General features: G+C 72.0%; 14 protein-coding genes and 1 pseudogene. 14 read left to right on the forward strand and 1 reads right to left on the reverse strand.

The genetic code is table 11. The features are described 5' to 3' along the window. Nucleotides 1–285 precede the first annotated feature (285 nt). From ABT403_RS26005 to ABT403_RS26050, 10 genes and pseudogenes are all read left to right on the forward strand, one after another. Nucleotides 286–639 carry a hypothetical protein gene (locus ABT403_RS26005; RefSeq protein WP_344161828.1) on the forward strand — a complete coding sequence of 118 codons (354 nt, stop codon included), beginning with the start codon at nucleotides 286–288 and terminating at the stop codon, nucleotides 637–639. Between the two features lie 43 nt (nucleotides 640–682). Beyond that, nucleotides 683–1,108 (forward strand): phage tail protein, encoded by a 426-nt coding sequence (locus ABT403_RS26010; RefSeq protein WP_344161825.1) that lies wholly within the window; start codon nucleotides 683–685, stop codon nucleotides 1,106–1,108. Between the two features lie 15 nt (nucleotides 1,109–1,123). Next, nucleotides 1,124–1,882 carry a CIS tube protein gene (locus tag ABT403_RS26015; RefSeq protein WP_344161822.1) on the forward strand — a complete coding sequence of 253 codons (759 nt, stop codon included), beginning with the start codon at nucleotides 1,124–1,126 and terminating at the stop codon, nucleotides 1,880–1,882. Next, a complete protein-coding gene (locus tag ABT403_RS26020; RefSeq protein ID WP_344161819.1) occupies nucleotides 1,882–3,786 on the forward strand; it encodes a VgrG-related protein in 1,905 nt (634 codons plus the stop codon). Before ABT403_RS26015 ends, ABT403_RS26020 begins: the two co-directional genes overlap by 1 nt. A 61-nt stretch (nucleotides 3,787–3,847) precedes the next feature. Continuing rightward, nucleotides 3,848–4,288: a GPW/gp25 family protein gene (locus tag ABT403_RS26025; protein ID WP_344161816.1), complete on the forward strand. Its 441-nt coding sequence runs from the start codon at nucleotides 3,848–3,850 to the stop codon at nucleotides 4,286–4,288. Continuing rightward, a complete protein-coding gene (locus ABT403_RS26030; RefSeq protein WP_344161813.1) occupies nucleotides 4,288–6,246 on the forward strand; it encodes a putative baseplate assembly protein in 1,959 nt (652 codons plus the stop codon). Before ABT403_RS26025 ends, ABT403_RS26030 begins: the two co-directional genes overlap by 1 nt. Further along, on the forward strand, nucleotides 6,243–6,806 hold the full coding sequence (locus ABT403_RS26035; RefSeq protein WP_344161810.1) for a phage tail protein: 564 nt from the start codon (nucleotides 6,243–6,245) through the stop codon (nucleotides 6,804–6,806). The genes ABT403_RS26030 and ABT403_RS26035 overlap by 4 nt, the downstream gene beginning before the upstream one ends. Continuing rightward, nucleotides 6,803–8,524 (forward strand): NADase-type glycan-binding domain-containing protein, encoded by a 1,722-nt coding sequence (locus tag ABT403_RS26040; RefSeq protein WP_344161808.1) that lies wholly within the window; start codon nucleotides 6,803–6,805, stop codon nucleotides 8,522–8,524. The genes ABT403_RS26035 and ABT403_RS26040 overlap by 4 nt, the downstream gene beginning before the upstream one ends. Before the next feature lie 109 nt (nucleotides 8,525–8,633). After that, the gene (locus tag ABT403_RS26045; protein WP_344161805.1) at nucleotides 8,634–13,748 is read left to right on the forward strand and encodes a hypothetical protein; all 5,115 of its coding nucleotides are present in this window, start codon (nucleotides 8,634–8,636) and stop codon (nucleotides 13,746–13,748) included. Between the two features lie 366 nt (nucleotides 13,749–14,114). Continuing rightward, nucleotides 14,115–14,381, forward strand: a pseudogene (locus ABT403_RS26050) (IS5/IS1182 family transposase); the annotation flags it as partial. 15 nt (nucleotides 14,382–14,396) lie between these two features. Here ABT403_RS26050 and ABT403_RS26055 read toward each other — a convergent pair. Beyond that, nucleotides 14,397–15,164: an NAD(P)-binding domain-containing protein gene (locus tag ABT403_RS26055; protein ID WP_344161803.1), complete on the reverse strand. Its 768-nt coding sequence runs from the start codon at nucleotides 15,162–15,164 to the stop codon at nucleotides 14,397–14,399. Between the two features lie 950 nt (nucleotides 15,165–16,114). Here ABT403_RS26055 and ABT403_RS26060 point away from each other — a divergent pair. The 4 genes from ABT403_RS26060 (at nucleotide 16,115) to ABT403_RS26075 (ending at nucleotide 19,888) form a co-directional block, all read left to right on the forward strand. Beyond that, nucleotides 16,115–16,861 carry a hypothetical protein gene (locus ABT403_RS26060; RefSeq protein WP_344161801.1) on the forward strand — a complete coding sequence of 249 codons (747 nt, stop codon included), beginning with the start codon at nucleotides 16,115–16,117 and terminating at the stop codon, nucleotides 16,859–16,861. Between the two features lie 650 nt (nucleotides 16,862–17,511). After that, complete coding sequence (locus ABT403_RS26065) at nucleotides 17,512–17,910, forward strand: hypothetical protein (protein ID WP_344161798.1); 399 nt, start codon at nucleotides 17,512–17,514, stop codon at nucleotides 17,908–17,910. Further along, nucleotides 17,907–19,460 carry a PrsW family glutamic-type intramembrane protease gene (locus tag ABT403_RS26070; RefSeq protein WP_344161795.1) on the forward strand — a complete coding sequence of 518 codons (1,554 nt, stop codon included), beginning with the start codon at nucleotides 17,907–17,909 and terminating at the stop codon, nucleotides 19,458–19,460. The genes ABT403_RS26065 and ABT403_RS26070 overlap by 4 nt, the downstream gene beginning before the upstream one ends. Then, a complete protein-coding gene (locus ABT403_RS26075) occupies nucleotides 19,457–19,888 on the forward strand; it encodes a hypothetical protein (RefSeq protein ID WP_344161792.1) in 432 nt (143 codons plus the stop codon). Before ABT403_RS26070 ends, ABT403_RS26075 begins: the two co-directional genes overlap by 4 nt. The last annotated feature ends 95 nt before the right edge of the window (nucleotides 19,889–19,983 follow it).

The raw sequence follows: 19,983 nt of genomic DNA on the forward strand, positions 1-19,983 counted from the left end.
CCGGCGGGGAACCCCGGGGGAGGCTCCCTGCCGCCCGCGCGGCGGCTCGCCGTCCAGCGCCTCACCGACCCGAAGCGATCGATCCCGTCGAAGCGGTCGTCCGGCAGCGGCGTCACCCCGGCGCCGCCGCCTGGCATCGTCCGGCCCCAGGCGGTATCCGGCACCCCGGTCACGCTTGCCGGGGGTCCTCCCGCGCCGCCGCGCGCCGCGACGGACAGGGAGGTCGGCGGGCCGGTCCCCGGCTCAGTACAGCGCTCCCCGCTGCCCATCGCCCGCCCGACGGCGATGACGGCGGCGACCGCCCTCGCGGTGCAGCGTGTTCCGGCGATCCCGCACCTGCCCCCCGTCCTTCCCGCACCCGCACCCGCACCCACACCGGCACCGGCGCCGGCGCCCCGCATCATCCAGCGCGCCGAACCCACGCCACGCACGGCACATACGGAAAACACGGCGCACCCGGCCCACAACCGTCCCCGCCCGCCGGCCCCGGCGGACGGCACCTTCAACCCCCGTTCCCTGACCGAGTTCCAGCTGGACGAACTGGCGCACCGCCTCATCGGACGGATCACCCGGCAGCTCCGTACCGAACTCCGGCTCGACCGGGAGCGCGTCGGGAAGCTCCGCGACCCGCGCAACTGACCCCACCCGTGCACCGCACGTATGCACCAGAAAGGCCCACCCGATGCCCCGCGATACCGACCCGGGCTCCACGATCTTCTTCACCCTCACCATCGACGGCGAGAGCCTCGGCACCTTCAACGGGTGCGAGGGGCTCTCCTCCACGGTGGAGATCGAGCAGCGCCACGAGGGCGGCAACAACGGATTCGTGTGGCAGCTCCCGTCGCGTGTGACCTTCTCCACCATCCGCCTGACCCGGCCCCTGACCCCCGACACCGCCAAGGTCGCGGCCTGGATCTCCTCCGTGACCACGGGCGTCACCCGGCCTACGGCTCAGATCGCGGCGCTGCGCGCGAACGGCTCCGAAGTGGCCCGCTGGGGGCTGATCGACGTGCTGCCCGTCAGCTGGCAGGGCCCCTCCCTCGACCCGGCCAACCCGGCCGTGGCGACGGAGGTACTGGAGATCACGCACCACGGGTTCACGGACTGAGGGGACGGACGTCACATGGCAGGCAAGAGCGGAAAAGCGGGCGGTGGCTCCGGCGGCAAGGGCGGCGGTGCCGGCAAGAGTCTGGTGCGCGCCTCGTTGGCCATTCACGAGCCGCCGGTCGGCCAGAGCACCACACCCGGCGCGCTGATCGGGAACTTCACCTTCGAGTTCAATCCGTCCCAGCTCGCGCTCAGCCGGCGCGCGCAGTGGAAGGCCACTCCGACGGCCGCGGTGCGCGACGGTGCCGTTCCCGAGTTCATGGGGCCCGAGCCCCGTGAGATGACCGTCGAGATCTTCCTGGACTCCTCCGCGGAGCCGGGCGCCAACTCGGTGATGAAGAAGGTGGAATCCCTCTTCTCCTGCTGCGAGGTGACCTCCAAGTCCATCGCGGCCAAGCAGCCGTCCACTCCCTGGGTCGTCTTCCAGTGGGGATCCTTCTCGACCGCGCGCTTCACTGCGTACGTCTCCTCCGTGGAGGCGGCGTACTCGCTGTTCAGCACGACGGGCGTGCCCATCCGGGCCACCTGCCAGGTGCGGCTGCACGAGATCCCCGGCAAGACCAAGGGACAGAACCCGACCTCCGGCGCGCTCACCGCGCAGCGCGTGCACCAGGTCGTCGCGGGCGACACCCTCCAGTCGCTGGCCTGGCGGGAGTACGGCGACGCGACCGTGTGGCGGGCGATCGCCGAGGCCAACGGCATCGACGACCCGTCCCGGCTGCCCACCGGCACGCACGTGGTGCTTCCGGCGGCCGAGGAAGTGGGTGGCCGCTGATGACCCAGGCGTCCTTCTCCAACGTCGTGCACGTCTCGATCGGCGGCGGAAAGCTCCCGGATCACATCGCCGACGACCTCGTCGCCGCCTGGGTCGATCTGGGCGCCGGGGTGCCCGGCGCGTTCCGGCTCACCTTCCGCGACCCGCACGGGCTGCTGCTCGGCGAGCTGAAGGTCCGGTTCGGCACCAAGGTGGTGATCGCGCCCGTCGCGGCCGGCCAGGGCGCGGCGTCGCCCCTGCTGACCGGCGAGGTGACCGGTATGGAAACCGACTACGACGGCACCGGCACCTTCACCGTGATCCGCGGATACGACCTGGGGCACCGGCTGATGCGGCAGCGCAGGGTCGCCGCGTACCGCAACCAGACCGCCGCCGACATCGCCCGCAGGCTGGCCCGGCAGAGCGGCGTCCCCCTCGGCAAGGTCCAGGCCACCAAGACCGTCTACGAGTTCATCTCCCAGTCGAACGTCACCGACTGGGACTTCCTCTCCCGGCTCGCCGACGAGAACGGGATGGTGATGTCACTGGACGCCAACGGCATGTTCCAGTTCGTCCGGCCGGTCCCGGCGGCCGGCGCGCCGCCGGTGAGCACCGACGGCGACAAGAGCCCGTTCGTGCTGCACGCCGGCCAGGACGTGCTGCGTTGCCGGGCCGCGGTCACCTCCGCCGACCAGATCGGCAGGGCCGAGTCGCGCGGCTGGGACGTCACCGCGAAGCGGACGCTCACCGCGACGGCGCCGGCGACCACCACCCGGGCCGTCTCCATCGGCACCACCCCCGGGCAGGCGGCCTCGGCGTTCAAGGCCGGGAAGCTGGTGGAGACCGGGACCCCGTACGACCGCCAGTCCGAGGTCAGGTTCGCCGCCGACTCGCTCGCCGACGACATCACCTCCTCCTTCGCCGAACTGGAGGTCACGGTGCGCGGCAATCCGAAACTGCGCCCCGGGGTGCCGGTCACGCTCCGGGACGTGGGCACGCCGTTCGAGGGCAAGTACACGGTCACTTCCGTACGGCACGTCTTCGGCGACGACAGCCACTACCAGACCTGGATCACCGTCAGCGGCCGGCAGTGGCGCTCCCTGTACGGCCTCGCCTCCGGCGGCGGGTCCGCGGTCGCGCCCAGACTGCCGAGCGTGGCCAACGCCCTGGTCACCGACGTGCAGGACCCGCTGAAACAGGGCCGGGTGAAGCTGCGGTTCCCGTGGCTGGACGACATCTACGTCAGCGACTGGACCCGTACGGTCCAGCTGGGCGGGAAGGCCGGCGGCGGGATCTTCCCGCTGGACGTCGACGACGAGGTGCTGGTGGCCTTCGACCGCGGGGCCCTGGACCATCCGTTCGTGATCGGCGGCCTCTACAACGGCCGTGACCTGCCGACGCCGGTCAAGGACGTGCCGCTGCACGACGGGCTGCGGAAGAAGGCGATCCGGCACACCCTGTCCGACCGGGACGGCAACCGGGTGGACCTGCTCAGCCAGACCACGGGCGCCCGCAAACAGGGCGTGCGCATCGCCTCCGGCAACGACCGGCTCACCATCAACCTCGACCGCACCAGGACCGAGATCACGGTGGACAGCAAGGGGTCCGTCACCATCTCGGGCGGCACGTCGGTGTCGGTGGAGGCGGGGACGGACCTGACGCTGAGCGCACGCCGGATGCTGACCATCAAGAGCGGAGGGCCGCTCAACATACAGGGCAGCGGACCGGTCAACCTCAGGTCGCTCGGCGGCGCGGTCAACGTCAACGCGCTGGGCGCCCTCAGTCTCTCCGCGGCGGGCGCGGCGACGATCAACGCGGCCGGGACCATCCAGGTCAGCGCCGCCGCGAACGTGGGCATCCGGGCCGCCTCGCTCATGCTCCAGGGCGCGGTGCTGGTCAACAGCAAGCCCTACCCCATCCCGTGATGGCCGGTCAGTCATCGAGGTTCACCGGAAGTAGGACGAGGAGAGGGCGGGTGGTCTGCTGATGGCCGAACAGTTCGTCGGGTCCGGCTGGGCGTTCCCCCTGCGCATCGGGCCGACCGGAGGCATCGCGCTGGTCAGTGGGGAGCGGGAGATAGAGGAGGCCATCCGGCTGGTGCTGGCCACGGCGCCGGGAGAGCGGCCGATGCGGCCCGAGTTCGGCTGCGCCATCCACGACCTGGTGTTCGCGCCGGTCAACGAGGCCACCGCGGGCCGCATTCAGCACGAGGTGCACGTCAGCCTCGACCGCTGGGAGCCCCGGATCGAGGTGACCGAGGTCGAGGTGACCGCGGGCACGGAACAGGGCGTGCTCTTCATCGACGTCCGCTACGCGATCCGCGGCACCAACAACCCGCGCAGCCTCGTCTTCCCCTTCTACGTCATCCCGTCCCACGACGAGCCCGGCGAGGGCGACTCGGACACCACCCCGGAAAGTACACGCTGATGGCCCTGCCCTCACCCCACCTCGACGACCGTCGCTTCCAGCAGTTCGTCGACGACGCCAAGCGCTACATCCAGCAGCGCGCCCCCGAGTGGACCGACCACAACGTCTCCGACCCCGGCGTCACTCTCGTGGAGACGGTCGCGCACATGGCCGACCAGATCGTCTACCGGCTGAACCGGGTGCCGGAGAAGAACCACCTGGCCTTCCTCGACCTCGTCGGTATCACGCTGTTCCCGCCGTCGGCGGCCCGTACCGACGTCACGTTCTGGCTCTCCGCTCCGCAGGAGGAGCCGGTGCTGCTGCCCGTGGGCACCGAGGTCGCCACCTCCCGCACGGAGGGCGAGGAAGCGGTCGTCTTCGCCACCGAGCGCGAACTGGCCGTCGTACCGAGTCGATTGCTGCACCTCATGGTGCAGCGCCATGGCGGACCCGTCGCCGAGGTGACCGCCGACCTCGCCGAGGGCAAGGATGTGATGTGCTTCACCGAGGCCCCGCGGCCCGGCGACTGCATGCTGCTCGGGCTGAGCGCCGCCGTCCCGCACTGCGCGGTGGTGCTGGGCCTGGACAGCCGGGTCGACGGCGTCGGTGTGGACCCACGTCAGCCGCCCCTGGTGTGGGAGGCGTGGACCGAGGACGGCTGGGCCGCGTGCGAGGTCGACCAGGACGGCACGGGCGGACTCAACCGGCCCGGCGAGGCCGTACTGCACGTACCCGGCGGGCACGTGCTCTCCCGCACGGGCGGCAGGCAGGCCGGCTGGCTGCGCTGCCGGGTCGCGGACCCGCTGCCCGGCCAGCCCTTCTACACCACCTCGCCGACGGTGCGGTCCGCCGAGGCCTTCACCATCGGCGGCACCACGGGCGTCGTGCACGCCGAGACCGTGTACGACGAGGTCCTCGGCGAGTCCACCGGCCTGCCGGGCCAGCGGCTGCGCCTGGCCCACGCGCCCGTGGTGGGTGACGACCCGGCGGTGCTGCTGCAGACCGCCGAGGAGGACGGCTGGCGGGACTGGGCCGTCGTACCCCACTTCGCCGCCTCCGGCCCCCACGAACGGCACGTCGTGCTCGACGCCGCCACCGGGGAGATCTCCTTCGGCCCGGCGGTGCGGGAGCCGGACGGGACCCTGCGCCAGTACGGGGCGGTACCCCCGCAGGGCGCGTTCATCCGAGCGAGCCGCTACCGCATCGGCGGCGGCCGGGTCGGGAACGTCGCCCGCGGCGCGATACGCGTGCTGCGCGAATCCGTCCCGTACGTCTCCGAGGTCGTCAACCGGGAGGCGGCGCGCGGCGGGGTCGACGGCGAGACGGTGGACGAGGCGAAGGTGCGGGCGCCGATCACCCTGCGGGCCCAGGAGCGTGCGGTGACCCTGCGCGACTACGAGGAACTCGCGCGCCGGGCCGCCCCCGAGGCGGCCCGGATCGCCTGCCTGGAGGGCGAGGAGAGCGAGCACGGAGCGTACGCCGTACGGGTGTTGGTGGTCCCGCAAGCGGTCCCCGATCCGGGCGGACGCCTGCGGTTCGAGCAACTGGTCCCCGGCGACGCCCTGTTGCGGCGGATCACCCGCCACCTCGACGAACGCAGGCTGATCGGAACGCGCCTGGCGGTGGGCCCGCCCTTTTACCAGGGTGTGACCGTGGTCGCCACCCTGCACGCCTTCCGCGGCGTGGACGCCGACCGGGTACGCCGCCAGGCCCACGACGCCCTCTACCGCCACCTCGACCCGCTGACCGGCGGCGCCGACGGCACGGGGTGGCCGTTCGGCCGCCGGGTCCAGGCGGGCGAGATCTTCGCGGTGCTCCAGCGGGTGCCCGGCGTGGAGCTGGTCGACGAGGTCCTGCTGCACCCGGCGGACCCGCTCACCAGCAAACGCGGCGAGGCCACCGAACGCATCGACCTCGAAGCACCGGCGCTGGTGTTCTCCTTCGACCACCGGGTCCGCGTGATCGGGGACGATGCATGAGCGGGAGAGGCTCCGTCGACGGGCTGAGGTCGTCCGCGCCCCTCGGCGCGATGCTGCCCGCCGTCTTCGCCGAGGACGAACTGGCCCAGCACTTCGTCGCCGGACTGGACGAGGTCCTCGCGCCGATCCTGAACGTCCTGGACTGCCTGGACTCCTACTTCACCCCGGCCCTGGCCCCGGTCGACTTCACCCGCTGGCTCGGCGGCTGGGTCGGAGCCGAGACCGAGGGCACCGAAGCCGAGGACCGGCTGCGAGCCGCCGTCTCCGCCGCCGCGCACCTGCACCGGGTACGAGGCACCCGCAGCGGCCTCGCGGAGGCGGTCCGGCTCGCCTTCGGCGTGGAGCCGGAGATCAGCGAGAGCGGAGGCGCCGAATGGAGCGCCCGGCCGCTGGGCCCGGTCCCCGGCGAACGCCGCCCGCGGCTGCACGTCACGCTGCGGCTGCCCGCTCCGACCGCCGCGGACGAACACCGGCTCGACAGCCTCGTGGCGGCGGCCCGGCCCGCGCACATGCCGTACACGGTCCAGGTGACCGCCATGGAAGGGAAGCCCGAGAGATGACCAGCCAGACCCGCGCCACCGGTACCCGCAGCGACGGCGGCGAGTGCTGCGCCGAGTGCGGCACCCGCGCGGAACCCGGCCAGTCCTTCTGCGAATTCTGCGGTGCGGTGCTCGGCTGGGCCGACCGCGCGGCCGCCCCCGGGCAGGACGGCCGGCCCGGTACGCGCGCCGCGGACGCGGCGTCGCCGCCGGGGACGCCCGCCCCCCGGGCCGCCGCCACCCCGGCGCGCCCGGCGTCCGCCGCAGGGCCGCAGCCTGCTTCCCGTACCGGCGATTCCCGGGCGGGCGCGGCCTCGTCCAGGGCGGGAGCCGGGGCGGCCGCCGCCTCGCAGCCCGCTTCCCGGCCGGGCGCCGTCTCGACCGGTGCGGACTCCGCCGGGAGCGCAGCCGGGCAGCCCGGCCCCCGGCCGGGCGAGACCCCGCCGGGCACCACGCCCGCAGGCGGCGGCGCTGACGGTGGAGCGGGCCCCGTCGGCCCGGGCGGTGCCCGGCCGGGTCCGCATGGCACCTCCCGGGAAGGGGACGGCGCTCGCGCGCTTCCCGGCCCGGGCTCCGGGGCCCAGCGCGACTCCGGCGGCGCGAACTCGGCCGTGCCCGCAGCCGGTTCCGGAGCCGGTTCCGCCCCGCAGGGCGGCGGCCGTGAGTCGGGACGGACCGGTCCGGACGCGACAGGTCCGGACCCGACCGGTCCGGACCCGACCGGTCCGCAATCGGCGGGTCCGGACCCTGCCGAGCCCGGTCCCAGCGCCGCCGACGCCCCCGCCGGCCCCCCGTCCACGCTCACCGCGGCAGCCGTCCCCGCCCCGGAAGACGCCACCGCACGGGCGAGATCCCTCCTCGTGCCGGTCGCCGATCCCGGCCCCCGGCAGGCGGCGGAGACGCCCTCCGTGGCACCCGTACTGCCGGGCCGCCCCGTCGCGGACCGCCCGCAGGTCCGCACCCCCGGACGGGAGCCGGGCACCGAGGGCGGCACGCCCTGCCCCTGGTGCGCCACGTCCAACCGGCCGGACCGGCACTTCTGCGTCCTGTGCGCCATGCCACTGGCCGACGGCCCCGCCGCACCCGGCCGCCGCCGCCCCTGGTGGCGCCGCGTACTGGACTTCCGCAACCGGGAGGCGCCGTGGGCCGGTGACCGGCCGCGACTGCGGCGCGGCTTCGGATACCTGGTGACCTGGGTGCTGTGGGCCTGCGTACTGGCCCTGCTCATCACCGCCGTCGTCTACGCCGACACCGCCGTCAGCGCCGTGCGCGACCACTTCGCCAAGCGCACCCCGGTCGCCCCGGACACCGTCGCGGCCTCACGGTCCTACGAGGGGCACGAGCCCCGGCTCCTCTTCGACAAGCTGAACAACACCTGGTGGGGTCCAGGGATCAGCCAGGCCGGCACGGGGGAGTGGGTCGAAGCCCGCTTCGAGAAGCCCACCCGGCTGCTGGACGTCATCATCACCCCCGGCGTCTCCAGCCGCGCCGACAAGCTCGCGCAGTCGGCTCTCCCACACCGTGTCGAGGCCGTGATCACCACGGCCGACGGCAAGACGGCGACCCGCATCCTCACCCTCGACCAGGGCGCCGGGGGCCAGCGCCGTGCCTTCCGGCTCGGCGAGGTCACCGCCGTGCGCTTCGTCCTGCGCTCGGCCTACGGCGCGGCCGCCGACAAGCAGGTCTCCATCGCCGAGATCGAGTTCTTCGGCCCGTCAAAGAGCGGATGGGTCTCGTAGATGACCGGGCGGTGTACCGGAGCCGACCCGATGGGTAAGCAACTACCAATAAATACAACTAAGTTGGGGAATCGGTAGCATTCTCCCCGCCCATGGATACCGTGATGCCGTGCGGACTCAGCGACAGCCGGGCAGCGGCCGGACCGGCGACTCTCAGCAGGCCCCCCAGGTGCCCCGCCCCACCAGGCAGCCACCCGCCCCTGCCCTCGGCGCCCCTCACCACGCCCTGCTCGGCTTCCAGCAGACCGCGGGGAACGCGGCCACGGCGCGAGCACTGGGCCGGGCCCGAGCCACCGCCCGGCAGCTGCCCGGCGGCTCCCTGGCCCAGATCGAGGAGCGCACCGAAGCGGGGCTGGAGCTGCCGTCCTACCTGATGCAGCTGGAGGCCGGCGGGCTGTCCTCCTCGTACGCGCTGACCGGGGACGCCTTCGTGCCGCGCGCGATCGCCGCGGTGGTCGGGCGCGCCGACGGCGCCGTCGCCGACATCGGCGGCGAACTTGCCGGGCGGCCCGAGACCTTCTTCGGGGCCGGCCGCGCCTTCACCGTGCGGGGCGGCACGGACAAGGAGTGGTACGACGTCACCGTCCGCATCGGCCGGGCGACCGACGACATGCCGCCGGTCTTCGTGCCCGACCTCCCGGCCGGCGCCCCGCCGGTCACCGCCGCCGGACTGCCGCAGGCCGCACTGGAGGACCCCGAGGGCAAGGACACCAAACTCGACGTCCACCACAACACCGCCGCCACCGCGAGCGGTACGGCCGGCGGATCGTCGGGCAAGGGCGTCGGAGGCCTGCTCTTCGGGCTCGCGCCCGTCGCGCCGGCGGTTTGGGTCGGCGCCGCCGGCACCGCGAGCCTCCAGCCCTGGCAGTCCTCCCGCGAGACCCGCAGCCAGCGCAGCGTGGCCGAACCGCGCGTCCTGCGCAGCGACAAGGGCACGGTCGAGGTACCGCGCAAGGTGCGCTACGAGGTACGGATCAAGAAGCACGGAGCCGGCGGCGAGCGGACTCTCCGAGGCCCCGGCACGCTCACCCAGCGGGTACCCACCGAGCACCTCGTCCCGGTCGGCACCGACCGGCCCGCCCTGTCCCAGGTGCTGGCCCCGGCCACCGCCCGCGACGTCTCCCTCGCGGACTCCCTGGCCCCACTCGCCGTGACCGAACGGGGCGCCCCGCACCAGGGCGGTGGCGGCCTCTTCGACGCCGTCGCCTCCGTCCTGCACCCCGACGTCACCGCGCCCGGCGCGCCCGGACGGGCCCGGCTTCAGGGGGCCACCTCCACGGCGACCGTCCTGGAGGACCTGCCCCGGCTGCTGCGCGACGGTACGGTCGGCGAAGACCTCCTCGCCAAGGACGGCACCACGGTAAGCAGTTACCACCTGCAGGCCGCGATCACCCGCCTCTCCCCGGCCTGGAGCACCGGCAAGACCCAGCTGCGCACCCACCAGCAGTCCCAGACCTCGGTCACCGAAAGCGCCGCCAAGGGCAGGGCCGTCCAGGCAGGAGCGGGACCGGCGATCGGCGTGGGGGCGGCGGGCAACGCCGCCGTCGTCCGCGGCACCGTCATGCCGGTGGCGGCCGTCCGCAAGGCCCGCTTCACGGTGACCGAACAGAGCGTCTCCAGCCGCCAGGGCGCCGAGGTCCGCGGCGAGAAGGCGCTCTACTTCGGCACGGTGACGCTCACCGCGCGGGGCACGGGCACCCGTTCGCCGGAGATGGTCCTGCGCCCGGGAACCCGGGTGGCCACGCACTCCATGAACGTGTGGATCAGCCTGCGCGCCGACGAGGCCCAGGCCTTCGGACTTCCACTGCCCCAAGGAATGCAGGCGGGCCCCTTCATCAAGAAGCCGACCAGGACCGACGAGAACGGCGACGAGGTCGACGTCGAACGCCACCTGCCCTTCGACGGCCGGGGATCCAGCGTCGCCCTCAGCCGGCTCGACACCGCACCCATGCTGCGCGCGGTACGGCAGCTGTTCGCCACCGACCCCCGGTTGGCCGGGTACCTCCCCGCATTCGGCGCCACCCCGCCCGCCGCCGACACCACCAGCGAGGAGGCAGAGGCTCAGCGGCGCAACCACCGCGAGCTGATGAACGCCCTCTCCGAGACCAACCTCCGCGTCAACAAAGACCAGTTGGTGTCCACCGGTCTCCGGGTGCGGCTGCGCCGGAAGACCAGCCTGCACTCCCACGACGTACAGCTCCTCGTCAAAGGCGCGCTCAGCGACACCGCCTACCAGGGCGACATCAAGGACTGGTCGGTACGCAGCCACGCCGGGGTTACGGCGAACTCGCAGAGCGGACGCGGCAGTTCGCGCTCGATCGGCGGGCTGGTGCTCGGCCAGGCCCGGCTGGTCCCCGGCGTCCTGACCGGCGCGGCCCGCTACGAGCGGCACAGCAGTGGCACCCGCCGCAACCAGGCGGGCCCCACCGGCCGCTCGGACATCGTGGCCAACGGCTCCGACACGGCGAGCGCCTTCACGGCGGCCCTGAAGCTCGACGTGGAGGTCACCATGACTTCCAGGCCCCGCAAACTCGCCCGCAGCCTCACCGTGGGCGCGCCCGGCCGGACGGCGCCGGAATCCGAGACGCTGGCGTACATGAACCTCGGCCACCAGGACGTACGGCTGCTCACCCCGAGCGCGTTCACGGTGGACCAGGCGGCCAAGGACCGGATCGACGCGCTGGCCGGCGCCCGCCGCCGGCAGCCCCCCGGCCCCGACCACGACTTCAGCGCCGAGGGCATCGGCGACCTCGCCACGCTCACCCCCCAGCCGTCCACGGGACGGCTGCTGCGGGACTGGCAGCTGGTGGAGACCCTCGACGGGGAGCCGATCCGGGCCCTCGCCCTCCAGCTCCTGGCCCGGGCCGCCGCCCGCAACAAGGGCCTGCGGGAGGACCCGGCACTGGCGACGGAGGGGCTCGCCCCGCGGCAGGCGATCGACGAACGCTTCGGCGAGCGGACGCTCCAGGGCGCCCTGCGGCAGGCAGCGTCCTCCGGCTGGGTTGTGAAGAACCTCCGCTACCCGCGGCGCCTCACCGGCCTGCAGGGCGCCGTCGGCACCCGGCTGTCCCTGGCCAACCCGAGGTACCTGCACACGGGCGAGGGTCCCGGTACCGAGACGTTCGTACTCGGCGGGCACCAGTCCGCCGGACAGACCGGGCAGGGCACGTCCAGCACGGTCCAGTTCGGCATCAGCGGGGCCGAACAGGGCTCCGCCTGGCGCGCCGCACAGGGCATGACGACGTTCCACACATCGACCGAGGGCACCGCCGAAGCCCTCAGCGTGTCGGGCACGGTCGAACGCAACGCCCACACTCCCAAGAAGGCCCCGCTGTACCTCGTCCAGTGCGACGTGCTGGTCAACATGATCGCGGAGGTCAAGGTCACCGGCGGCGGCCCCTACGTGGCGAAGGGCGTCCGGACCCTGCCGGCGGCGGCGGGCGTGTGGCTCACGCAGGCTCAGCTGCCGGCGCGAATACGTCGCGAACTGGGGCTGGACGCCGCAGCCACGGCCCCTGCGCAGACCCCGGCGGCCGCCACCACCGGCCCGCAGGGCGACCACCGGGCGGAGAGCTCACGGACGGCCGCCGAGCGGGCCACCGCCGGTCCGTCCACCGCCCCGACCGCGCCGGCCGCGCCGGCCGCCGCTCCCGCCCCGAGCCTCGGCCGCGACCGGGCCATCGGCTTCGGCATGATCGAGCGGCTGCCCGACTTCGTCCCGCTGCTCGGGCAGCTGCGCACCCGCCTCGCCCAGGGCCGGCACCGGGGCCTCGCCGACGAACTGCTGCCCCGGCGGCAGCTGGGCGACCGCAACGACAACGTGCAGCGGCTGCTGCGCGTCCTGGACCGCGACGGCTCCGCCGGGCTGCTGTCCAGCGCCATGGACGGCGGCGTCACCGTCGAGCTGTTCGACGGCCGCAAGACCCCGTACTGGGCGGTGTTCAAGGTGGACCGGGTGGGCGACGGCCGGTTCACGGGCGACGCGAACGACGGCCGGGACATGGAGTACATCACCTCGGCTGTCGTACAGCAGGCGAACTCCCACGACGAGAGCACCCTGACCGGAGTCGATGGCGTCCTCGCCGGGTCGGGCAAACCCGAGGGCGGCTCCGGCCGGCTGAAGAGCGCGGGCGGCGCCGCAGGACTCGGCTACGCCTCCGGCAACTCGCGCCGCAGCGGTGCGGTGAGCCGCGCCCAGCTCGGCATGAAGTCCGTCGCGGACAGCTCCGCGCGGTCGGCGCGCATGGACCTCCCGATCCGGGCCAGCCTCGAACTGTACAGGGGCAACACCCGGTTGGAGCTCGTCCGGCTGACGAACCAGACGATGACCCACCGCGTGATGCGCGGGGACCTGGACGCGCTGTCCCGCGTGCGGCTCCCGGCCGCCGATGTGCGGCTCGCCGCGCGGGGCAGTCGCGACGGCGGAGGGGTCGCGCTGGGCGCCTGGCGGGGCGCGGGCGTGTCACTGCCCCTGGAAGCGCAGGTCAACGGGTTCCAAGGTGCGCCGCAAATACGGGAGTTGGTGAACGCCGCAGTCCGGCAGGCGGGCGGCGGCCACCGGTTCGGCGACATGGGGCAGGCCGCGGCATACGCCCTGAACGAAGCGGTGTCCACCGAGTGGCTGATCGCCGCACTGCCGCTGCTCACCTCGTCGGGGGCCGACCTCCCGCCCGTGCACGCCCCCGGAGTGGAGGGCCATGACCTGCGGGCCTCCCTGCACGCCCGACTGCGCGGCGGCCGGGTGCTGGGTCTCGGCGACAAGATGACCTTCGAGACGATCGGCCAGAGCCATCCGGAAGCGCCCCGCCCCACGCAGACGGACGGCCAGAGCTCCGCAGACCACAGCAGGTCCGCCCGTCCGGTGTTCGGCGCGGGGGTGCTCAACGCCGATGACTTCCGCCTCAACCAGCTCCTGGCCAATGCCGGCGGCTCGGGCGGTACGACCGATGCCACGGCCAATGCCTCCGGCTCGATGCCGGTGCACAAGCCGAAGATGAATTCGGTCCTGGTCCAGTTCACGGTGGACGTCAGGGTGGTGGCCCAGGTGACCTCCCGGGCCGCCCAGGCCTACCCGGTCACGGCGGTACGCGAGATGACCCTGGCCCAGCCGGTGGTGATCCGCATGCCCGAGCCCGTGGTCCGCCGCATGCTGGCCACCCAGGCCGACCGGCTGACGGACGACGGAAACCACCTGAGCCGCACCACACCCCGGCCCGCTCCTTGACAGGCACACGATTGCCGGCGGTCCCGGTCTTCGTTGATCTCGGCCCTCTGTGCCGCCCGCTCGGCTGCCCGGTCCGGTCATTGCCGAAGCAGTTGATCGTGCCCTTGCGTCGGGGGCTGGCCATGTGCTGCCGGGGTATCAGGTGCCTTGTGGCCCACTGGCAGGACCGGAGTTCGGCGAGTTGTGCCAGCCACGCCTTCTCGCCGGGCTCACCCACCATCCTGGCCCTACGTCACCGAGGGGTGCCTTCCACCTCCTACGTATACGGCAGGACCGCCCCTTCGACCAGGTATGCGTGCACCGGGCATCGCCGCGGCCCACCGCACCCGCGCCCACATGCTGCGAACGGGCCAGCCACCGGCATCCCCTCTCGCCGCCACCCTGATCGGCGGTAACCGCAACGACAACGTCAACCCGCTCCTCCCACAGCTTCAAGCCGTGCCATCTGTGCGCGGCAAGCGTGGCCGCCCGCGCCGGCGACGGCGTCCGGACGGCGTACTCGGAGACCGCGGTCACGATCACGACAAGTACCGTCGGCTCGTCTGGGACCTCGGCGTGAAGCCGGTCATCGCCCGCCGCGGAACCGAGCACGGCTCCGGTCTTGGACCCCACCGTCGGGTCGTAGAGCGCGCGAACCTGTCGGCGTGACTACTTGAGGTCAGCGAGGATCGCGTCGAGCGCCTTGGTCAGTGCTTCAGCGTTGGCCGGTTCGAACCACGTAGTGCGAAGCCGCTCGTTGAGTCCCTTCGGCGTCTCGTGGTCGCTCGCGAGTTGCCGCAACGAGCGCGTGTCGTCGCCCAGTGCCCGCCCGACGCCCTGGAAGAGGCCACGGAGGTAGCGGTCTGCGCCTTCAGCAGGAATGCCCTGCCTGGCGGCCCAGTCGGCGAGCGTGGCCAGGTACCGGTAATGGGTGGTCAGCGTGCCCGTCAGTACCTGGAATGTATTGAGGGTCGCCTCGTCCGTGACGGGGAGGGTCCCTCCGAGGCCGCCGAAGAGGTCATCCACGGCCGGGTGGGAAGGACAGGTCACGGTGACGGAGCGGCGCTCGCGCGCGGAGGGGAGCGGGATAGCACGCACCACGGGAGCGTCCGTGCCCAACGTGCGGCGTAGCTCGCCGATGGCGACGCCGGTCAGGACACTGACCACGACCTTGTCACCGCCTACCCGGAGCCCAGCGAGAGCCTCGGCCCGGTCCTGGGGGCGGACGGCGAGGATCACCACATCGGACCGGTTCACCACGTCCTGATTATCGGCGCACACCTGCACATCGTTCGGATACCGCTGGGCCAGTTCGGCTGCCGTACGGGCGCCTCGTGGTGAGAGGTAGATCTCCGGCGGCTCCTCGACGCCGTCGCACAGGCCATCCACGAGGGCCCGTCCGATCTCACCCACACCGATGATCCCGATGCGTTGCACTGTGTCTTCCCATCAACTCGACCAGCGGTGACTCTCGCTCCGATACGAGGGCCACCGCCGAGTGTAGGTGTGAACAGCAGGCGCAAAGGCCGCGCATACCCCGGCGAAGGCACCCCCGAAACAGCGGCCTCAGAGTGAACCAACCAGCTAGCGGGACCATTTCGTTGGGAGTGGCGGTTCCCCGGTGCCGTCGTCATCGGTGGAGACGGAAGCCGCGAGCTGCTTGCCTACGACTTCCGCCAGGACACCCTCTGGTCACCCTCGACGTCTCCGCGGAAGACTGGTCATCAGCCATCCACCAGGCGACATCCCTCTCCGCCCTTCTGGAGCACTTCCACCAAACCGGCTGGAAACGCGACGACGCCGACCCTTACCCCCTTGCACTACGACCGGCCGTCCCGGCCGGTGGGGCGGCGCGGGAGAAACCGCACACGACCACCATTGCCGCCGTACGGGGCCGGGCGCACGACCCCGTCTGCCACCAGCAGGCGGGGCCGGGCCGATGATGCGCGCCTGGCGCGGTGGAGCCCACCGGCCGGAGTGGAGGACGCCCTGCTCGGCAGACCACTCCTGAGCGGAGCCCACTCGGTGGAGTGGACGCCGTCGCCGGGGAAGATGCCGATCCCGTCCCACCCGCCGCGTTTCCCCTTGACCTCGGGGCCGGGGCTCGCGGAGGGCTGTGTACCGGTGCCGACGCGGGGGAAGCATTACCGGCCGGTCGAACATTTTTTGCAGCGGGGGGAAGCAATGGACGCAGCGGCATTAGCGGCGTGGGTGACGTCGGTGATCACCGGAATCGCCACGGGCGTCGGCAGCGGTCTTGGGACCGCTGCCGCCGACCGGATCAGCCGGGTCGCTCGGGAGCGGCTCGGACCACCGCAGGAATGCCATCCGGGCCGCCCGGATCAGTCCACCAGCATGTCCACGTCGGCCGCGACATGAAGAATGGTGTGATCGCCATCGGGCCGGTGAGGATCCGCAAGACGCCCGGGACGATCACCGCCCTGGTTATCGCGGCGGTGCTCGTTCTGGGCTTCGCCGTCAAAGGCGTCGTCAGTCTCGCCGACAGCGAGAACAGCCCCGCCAGTGGCGTGCCATGGGGAGTGGGGGCGGCGGCGCCCGGGTCGGATGGGGACGGCGTAGACCCGGGTGCGGGCGGTAGCCGGAACAAGGCCGCGGCTGTGCGGGACGTCGCGCTGGCGAAGGCCATCGCACCGGACCTGCAGTCCATGCCCTCCGGCTGGGGCCTGAAAGCAGGACCTGTTATCAGCGACGCCTGCACGTCCGACTGCCAGGGAGAGCTGTATACCGGCGGAGTGGGATTGGTCGACTCCTCAGGCGACACCCAGGTCACCTTCAACTACCGGACCTTCGACACGGTCGAGAACGCAAAAGCCGCCTACCAACGCTACGTCGACAACGCCGGAGGGACGGTCAACGAATCCCGGGCCACCATGTCTCTGGCACAGGTCGGCGACAGCAGCATGGCCTACTCCTCACGCCAGTACACCGGTTCCGAGTACCTGTACAAGGGCTTCGTCTACTTGCGCGTGGGTACCGTCTACGGGCAGGTCGTGTACAACACCGGCTACAAGGACCTCGACACAAAGAAGCTGACCACCTTCGCCCGCCTGCTCGTCGACCGCGCGCAGCAGGCCCAGAACGGCCAGATGCCGTCGGCGCAGGCCACCCTTTGACCCTCGCCAGTGGTTGGGCGCTGGTCAAGAACGTTGATCCCGCATGGATGGCGGCCGCGTACGCCTGCGTAGGCGTAGCTGAGCTCTAAACGCCCGCCCGGCAGGTCGCACCACCCCGCCAACAGAACCAACGGTCTCGGCTGATCTCCCGGCCGCGCCGGGACGACGGCCGATCGGCGGCCCGGTCGAGCTCGTCTGCGATAACCTCAACGTCTACAAGGCCGTGGCCGCCTACCTGCGGGAATGGGCGACAGCCCAGGACTGGCTGACCATCCACTACCTGTCGCCCTGCCTCGCCGAGACCGGCCTGACCACCAGACCCGCCTGGGCAACCCAGTGACCTCACGAGTTCAACCTCAGCAACCCACTCCCACTCCCAGGCTTCCGCGTGCCTGCCGCCCCACCCGCCGTTAGCCGAACTTCCGCAGGAGTGGCTGAAGCTCAACACCGACTTCCTCGGACAGATGGGACGTGTTCACGCCAACTTCCTGCGGGGTCCGGGGGAACCTGTACTCCCACGCATGCCGTATATAGCCTGCGTTGCGCAACGCAGTTAACAGCATGGCCCGGCAAACCTGCATGGGTTCGTCTGAACGCCGACGCAGAGCCCCTCCGCCGGGGTCTTCGTCGAGCGACTTAAGGACTTGCGTATGAATCACGTGACCGACGTGCCTGACGTGGCCGACCAGGCCGACGAGGTGCCGCGGCCGCAGGTGTTATTGGTGGTGATCGGCTCGGTCATCGGAACGGTGCTGCTGGGAGTGTCTCTCGTGATCAGTCTGGCAGGGCTCAATCAGCCCGAGATGCCCAAGATGCCAACTCCTCCGGGCATGACGTCACTTCCGAAGCTCCCGACCGGCTCCCCGCCCGGCCCGTCGTTACCGGGCGGCTTACCGACCGGGTTCCCCTCTGACTTCCCGACGAACTTCCCGACGAACTTTCCGACCACCTTTCCGACGGCCTTTCCCACGAGCCTGCCGTCGGACCTGCTCTCCCAGTTCCCGACCGGCCTGCCCGGTGCACCCGCCGTCCCGGGCGGTGCGCGGTGACCGAGAGCCTTCCGACCGCCAAGACCCCGGCCGCGGCGCCCAGGCGCGTGCGCGACGAAGCACTGGTGCGGGGGCGGGCGCTGCTGATCGCCCGGCTGGTGATCGCGGCGTACCTCGTCGAGCTGGCGCTCAACGTCACCCGTCCGCACGTGCTGCCGGACGAGCCGGCGGTGTCCATCTTCTACGAGCTGCCGAAGTCGATCTCCCAACAGATGAACCAAGGGCCATTCGGCTCGCTCGATCGGTTGCTGTCCATGCCGCGGATGGTCTTCTGGGCCGTCATGGCGGGCATCGTGGTGGGCGCGCTGCTGCAGGTGTTCGCGATGATCACTCGTCCGGCGGGCCGCCGGGCCGTGGTTCTCACCTGGGCGACCCTGGCGGCCCTGCTGGGGCCGTTCGCTTTGATGGGCCTGGCGGTCATTACCACGTACCCGCTGACCGCGCTCGCCTGTGTGCCCAGTACGGCCTTCGTCCTGTGGCTGCTGCACCACGGCCAGCGGTTCGCCCGGCTGCCGCTGTCGGTACTGCTGACCGCGTTCGGCTGGGGCGCGTGCATCGTGTTCGGACTGGGGCGTGCCTACAGCGGACTCGCGTTCGCGACGATTTACGGCTACCTGTACAAGGAGCCCGGCTCGTATGCCGACCTCACCGGGCACCTCCAGGACCTCTACCGCGTGATCGACTTCCTGATCCTGCACCTGAGCGTCGTGAACGCGCTGCTCGTCGCGGCAGGCGTTGCTCTGATCCTGCTGATGTTCCGGCATCGGGTCACCGATACCGTGACCGGTCTCGTTCTCGGAGCCTCCGTCGGGCTCGGGTACGCCTTCGTGGAGAGTGTCCTGTTCATCCGTCTGTACGGGGCGATGAGCTCGTTCACCGGGGCGACAGGCGGCTTCGAGTACTGGATCCGGCAATCGATTGGCCTGCTCGGCGGGCAGGTGGCGTTGGGCGCGCTGCTCGGGGCCGGGCTCGGCCTCGCAGCCCGGACGCGGCAGCGCAGACAGCGCGTGCTCATCGCCGGGGCGGCCCTCGCGGCGGCGGTCGGGGGTGCCGTGGCCACCGAAATCCTGGCGGCGTGGCTCTCACACCTGGTCAGTGATCACATCGAGGTCGGCTCGGCACTCGACACGCTGGTCATCTCCCCGCTCCTCTGGCTGCTCCCGCAGGCGCCTTTCATCGTGCTGGCCGCCCTTCTGCTGGTGGCCGGGAGACGGGCGCGGGCTGTGGCGGCGCATGGGGCGGTGTCGGCCGAGGCGGTGGAGGACGGGGCCATCACCCCCGGGGAAGTGCCATTCCTGACGAATCCGCCGCTCCGGTTCTGGGCGCTGGCGAGCACCTGGCGGTCGCACGGGCGGAATGCGGCGCTGGCGCTGCTCCGACTGCAGTCCGCGCAGCTGGACCTGGCCGGCTGGCGACTGCAACAACAGGCGGCCTCCGAGGACGACGTAGCCGATACAGCCGGCGGGGCGAGCCGGGAGAAGGGTGAGCAATTGCGCGCGAAGGTGATGCGCTTGAAGGCGAATGCCCGCTCGGCGGCGGTGACATCATGACCGGCCGTCGCATTGCGGCGCGGACCTTGCGCGCAGCCCGTCTCATCGCGGCAGCGGTCCCCGTTGCCTGCCTCATGCTGCTCCTCGTCCCGCAGCAGGCGTCGGCGTGCACGGTCAGTCTCGACTACAAACCATCGATGAAATTCAGTATCAGCCACCCCCACCTCGGTAGCGGCCGCGCGTGCGCCAACGGCACTTCGCTCGCCGGCTCCGGCATCGTGGCCCTCCTGGCGGTTGGCGCCTTGGCCGCCGCCGGCACCAGGGCGTTCAAACGGGGCGCGGCGCTCGCCGCGTCGTCCTCCCCTGGCCAGGGTGCCGGGCCCGGCCAGGCCCTGACCGACTACCTACAGGCGGCGGGCATGGCCCCGGCCGCGGCCGATCCGGGTCGAAGCCAAGCGGGAGACCACGGTGCGCATCCCAACTCATAGTCGGTGGCGACGCCTTGCCGCACTCTCTGGCGCGGCGCTCATCGCCTTCGTTTCGGGGGTGCCGGGGGCGCTCGCCGCGCCCACACCCACACCCC

The organism is Streptomyces sp. NPDC000075, assembly GCF_040301925.1.
GTDB classification, from domain to species: Bacteria; Actinomycetota; Actinomycetes; order Streptomycetales; family Streptomycetaceae; genus Streptomyces; species Streptomyces polychromogenes.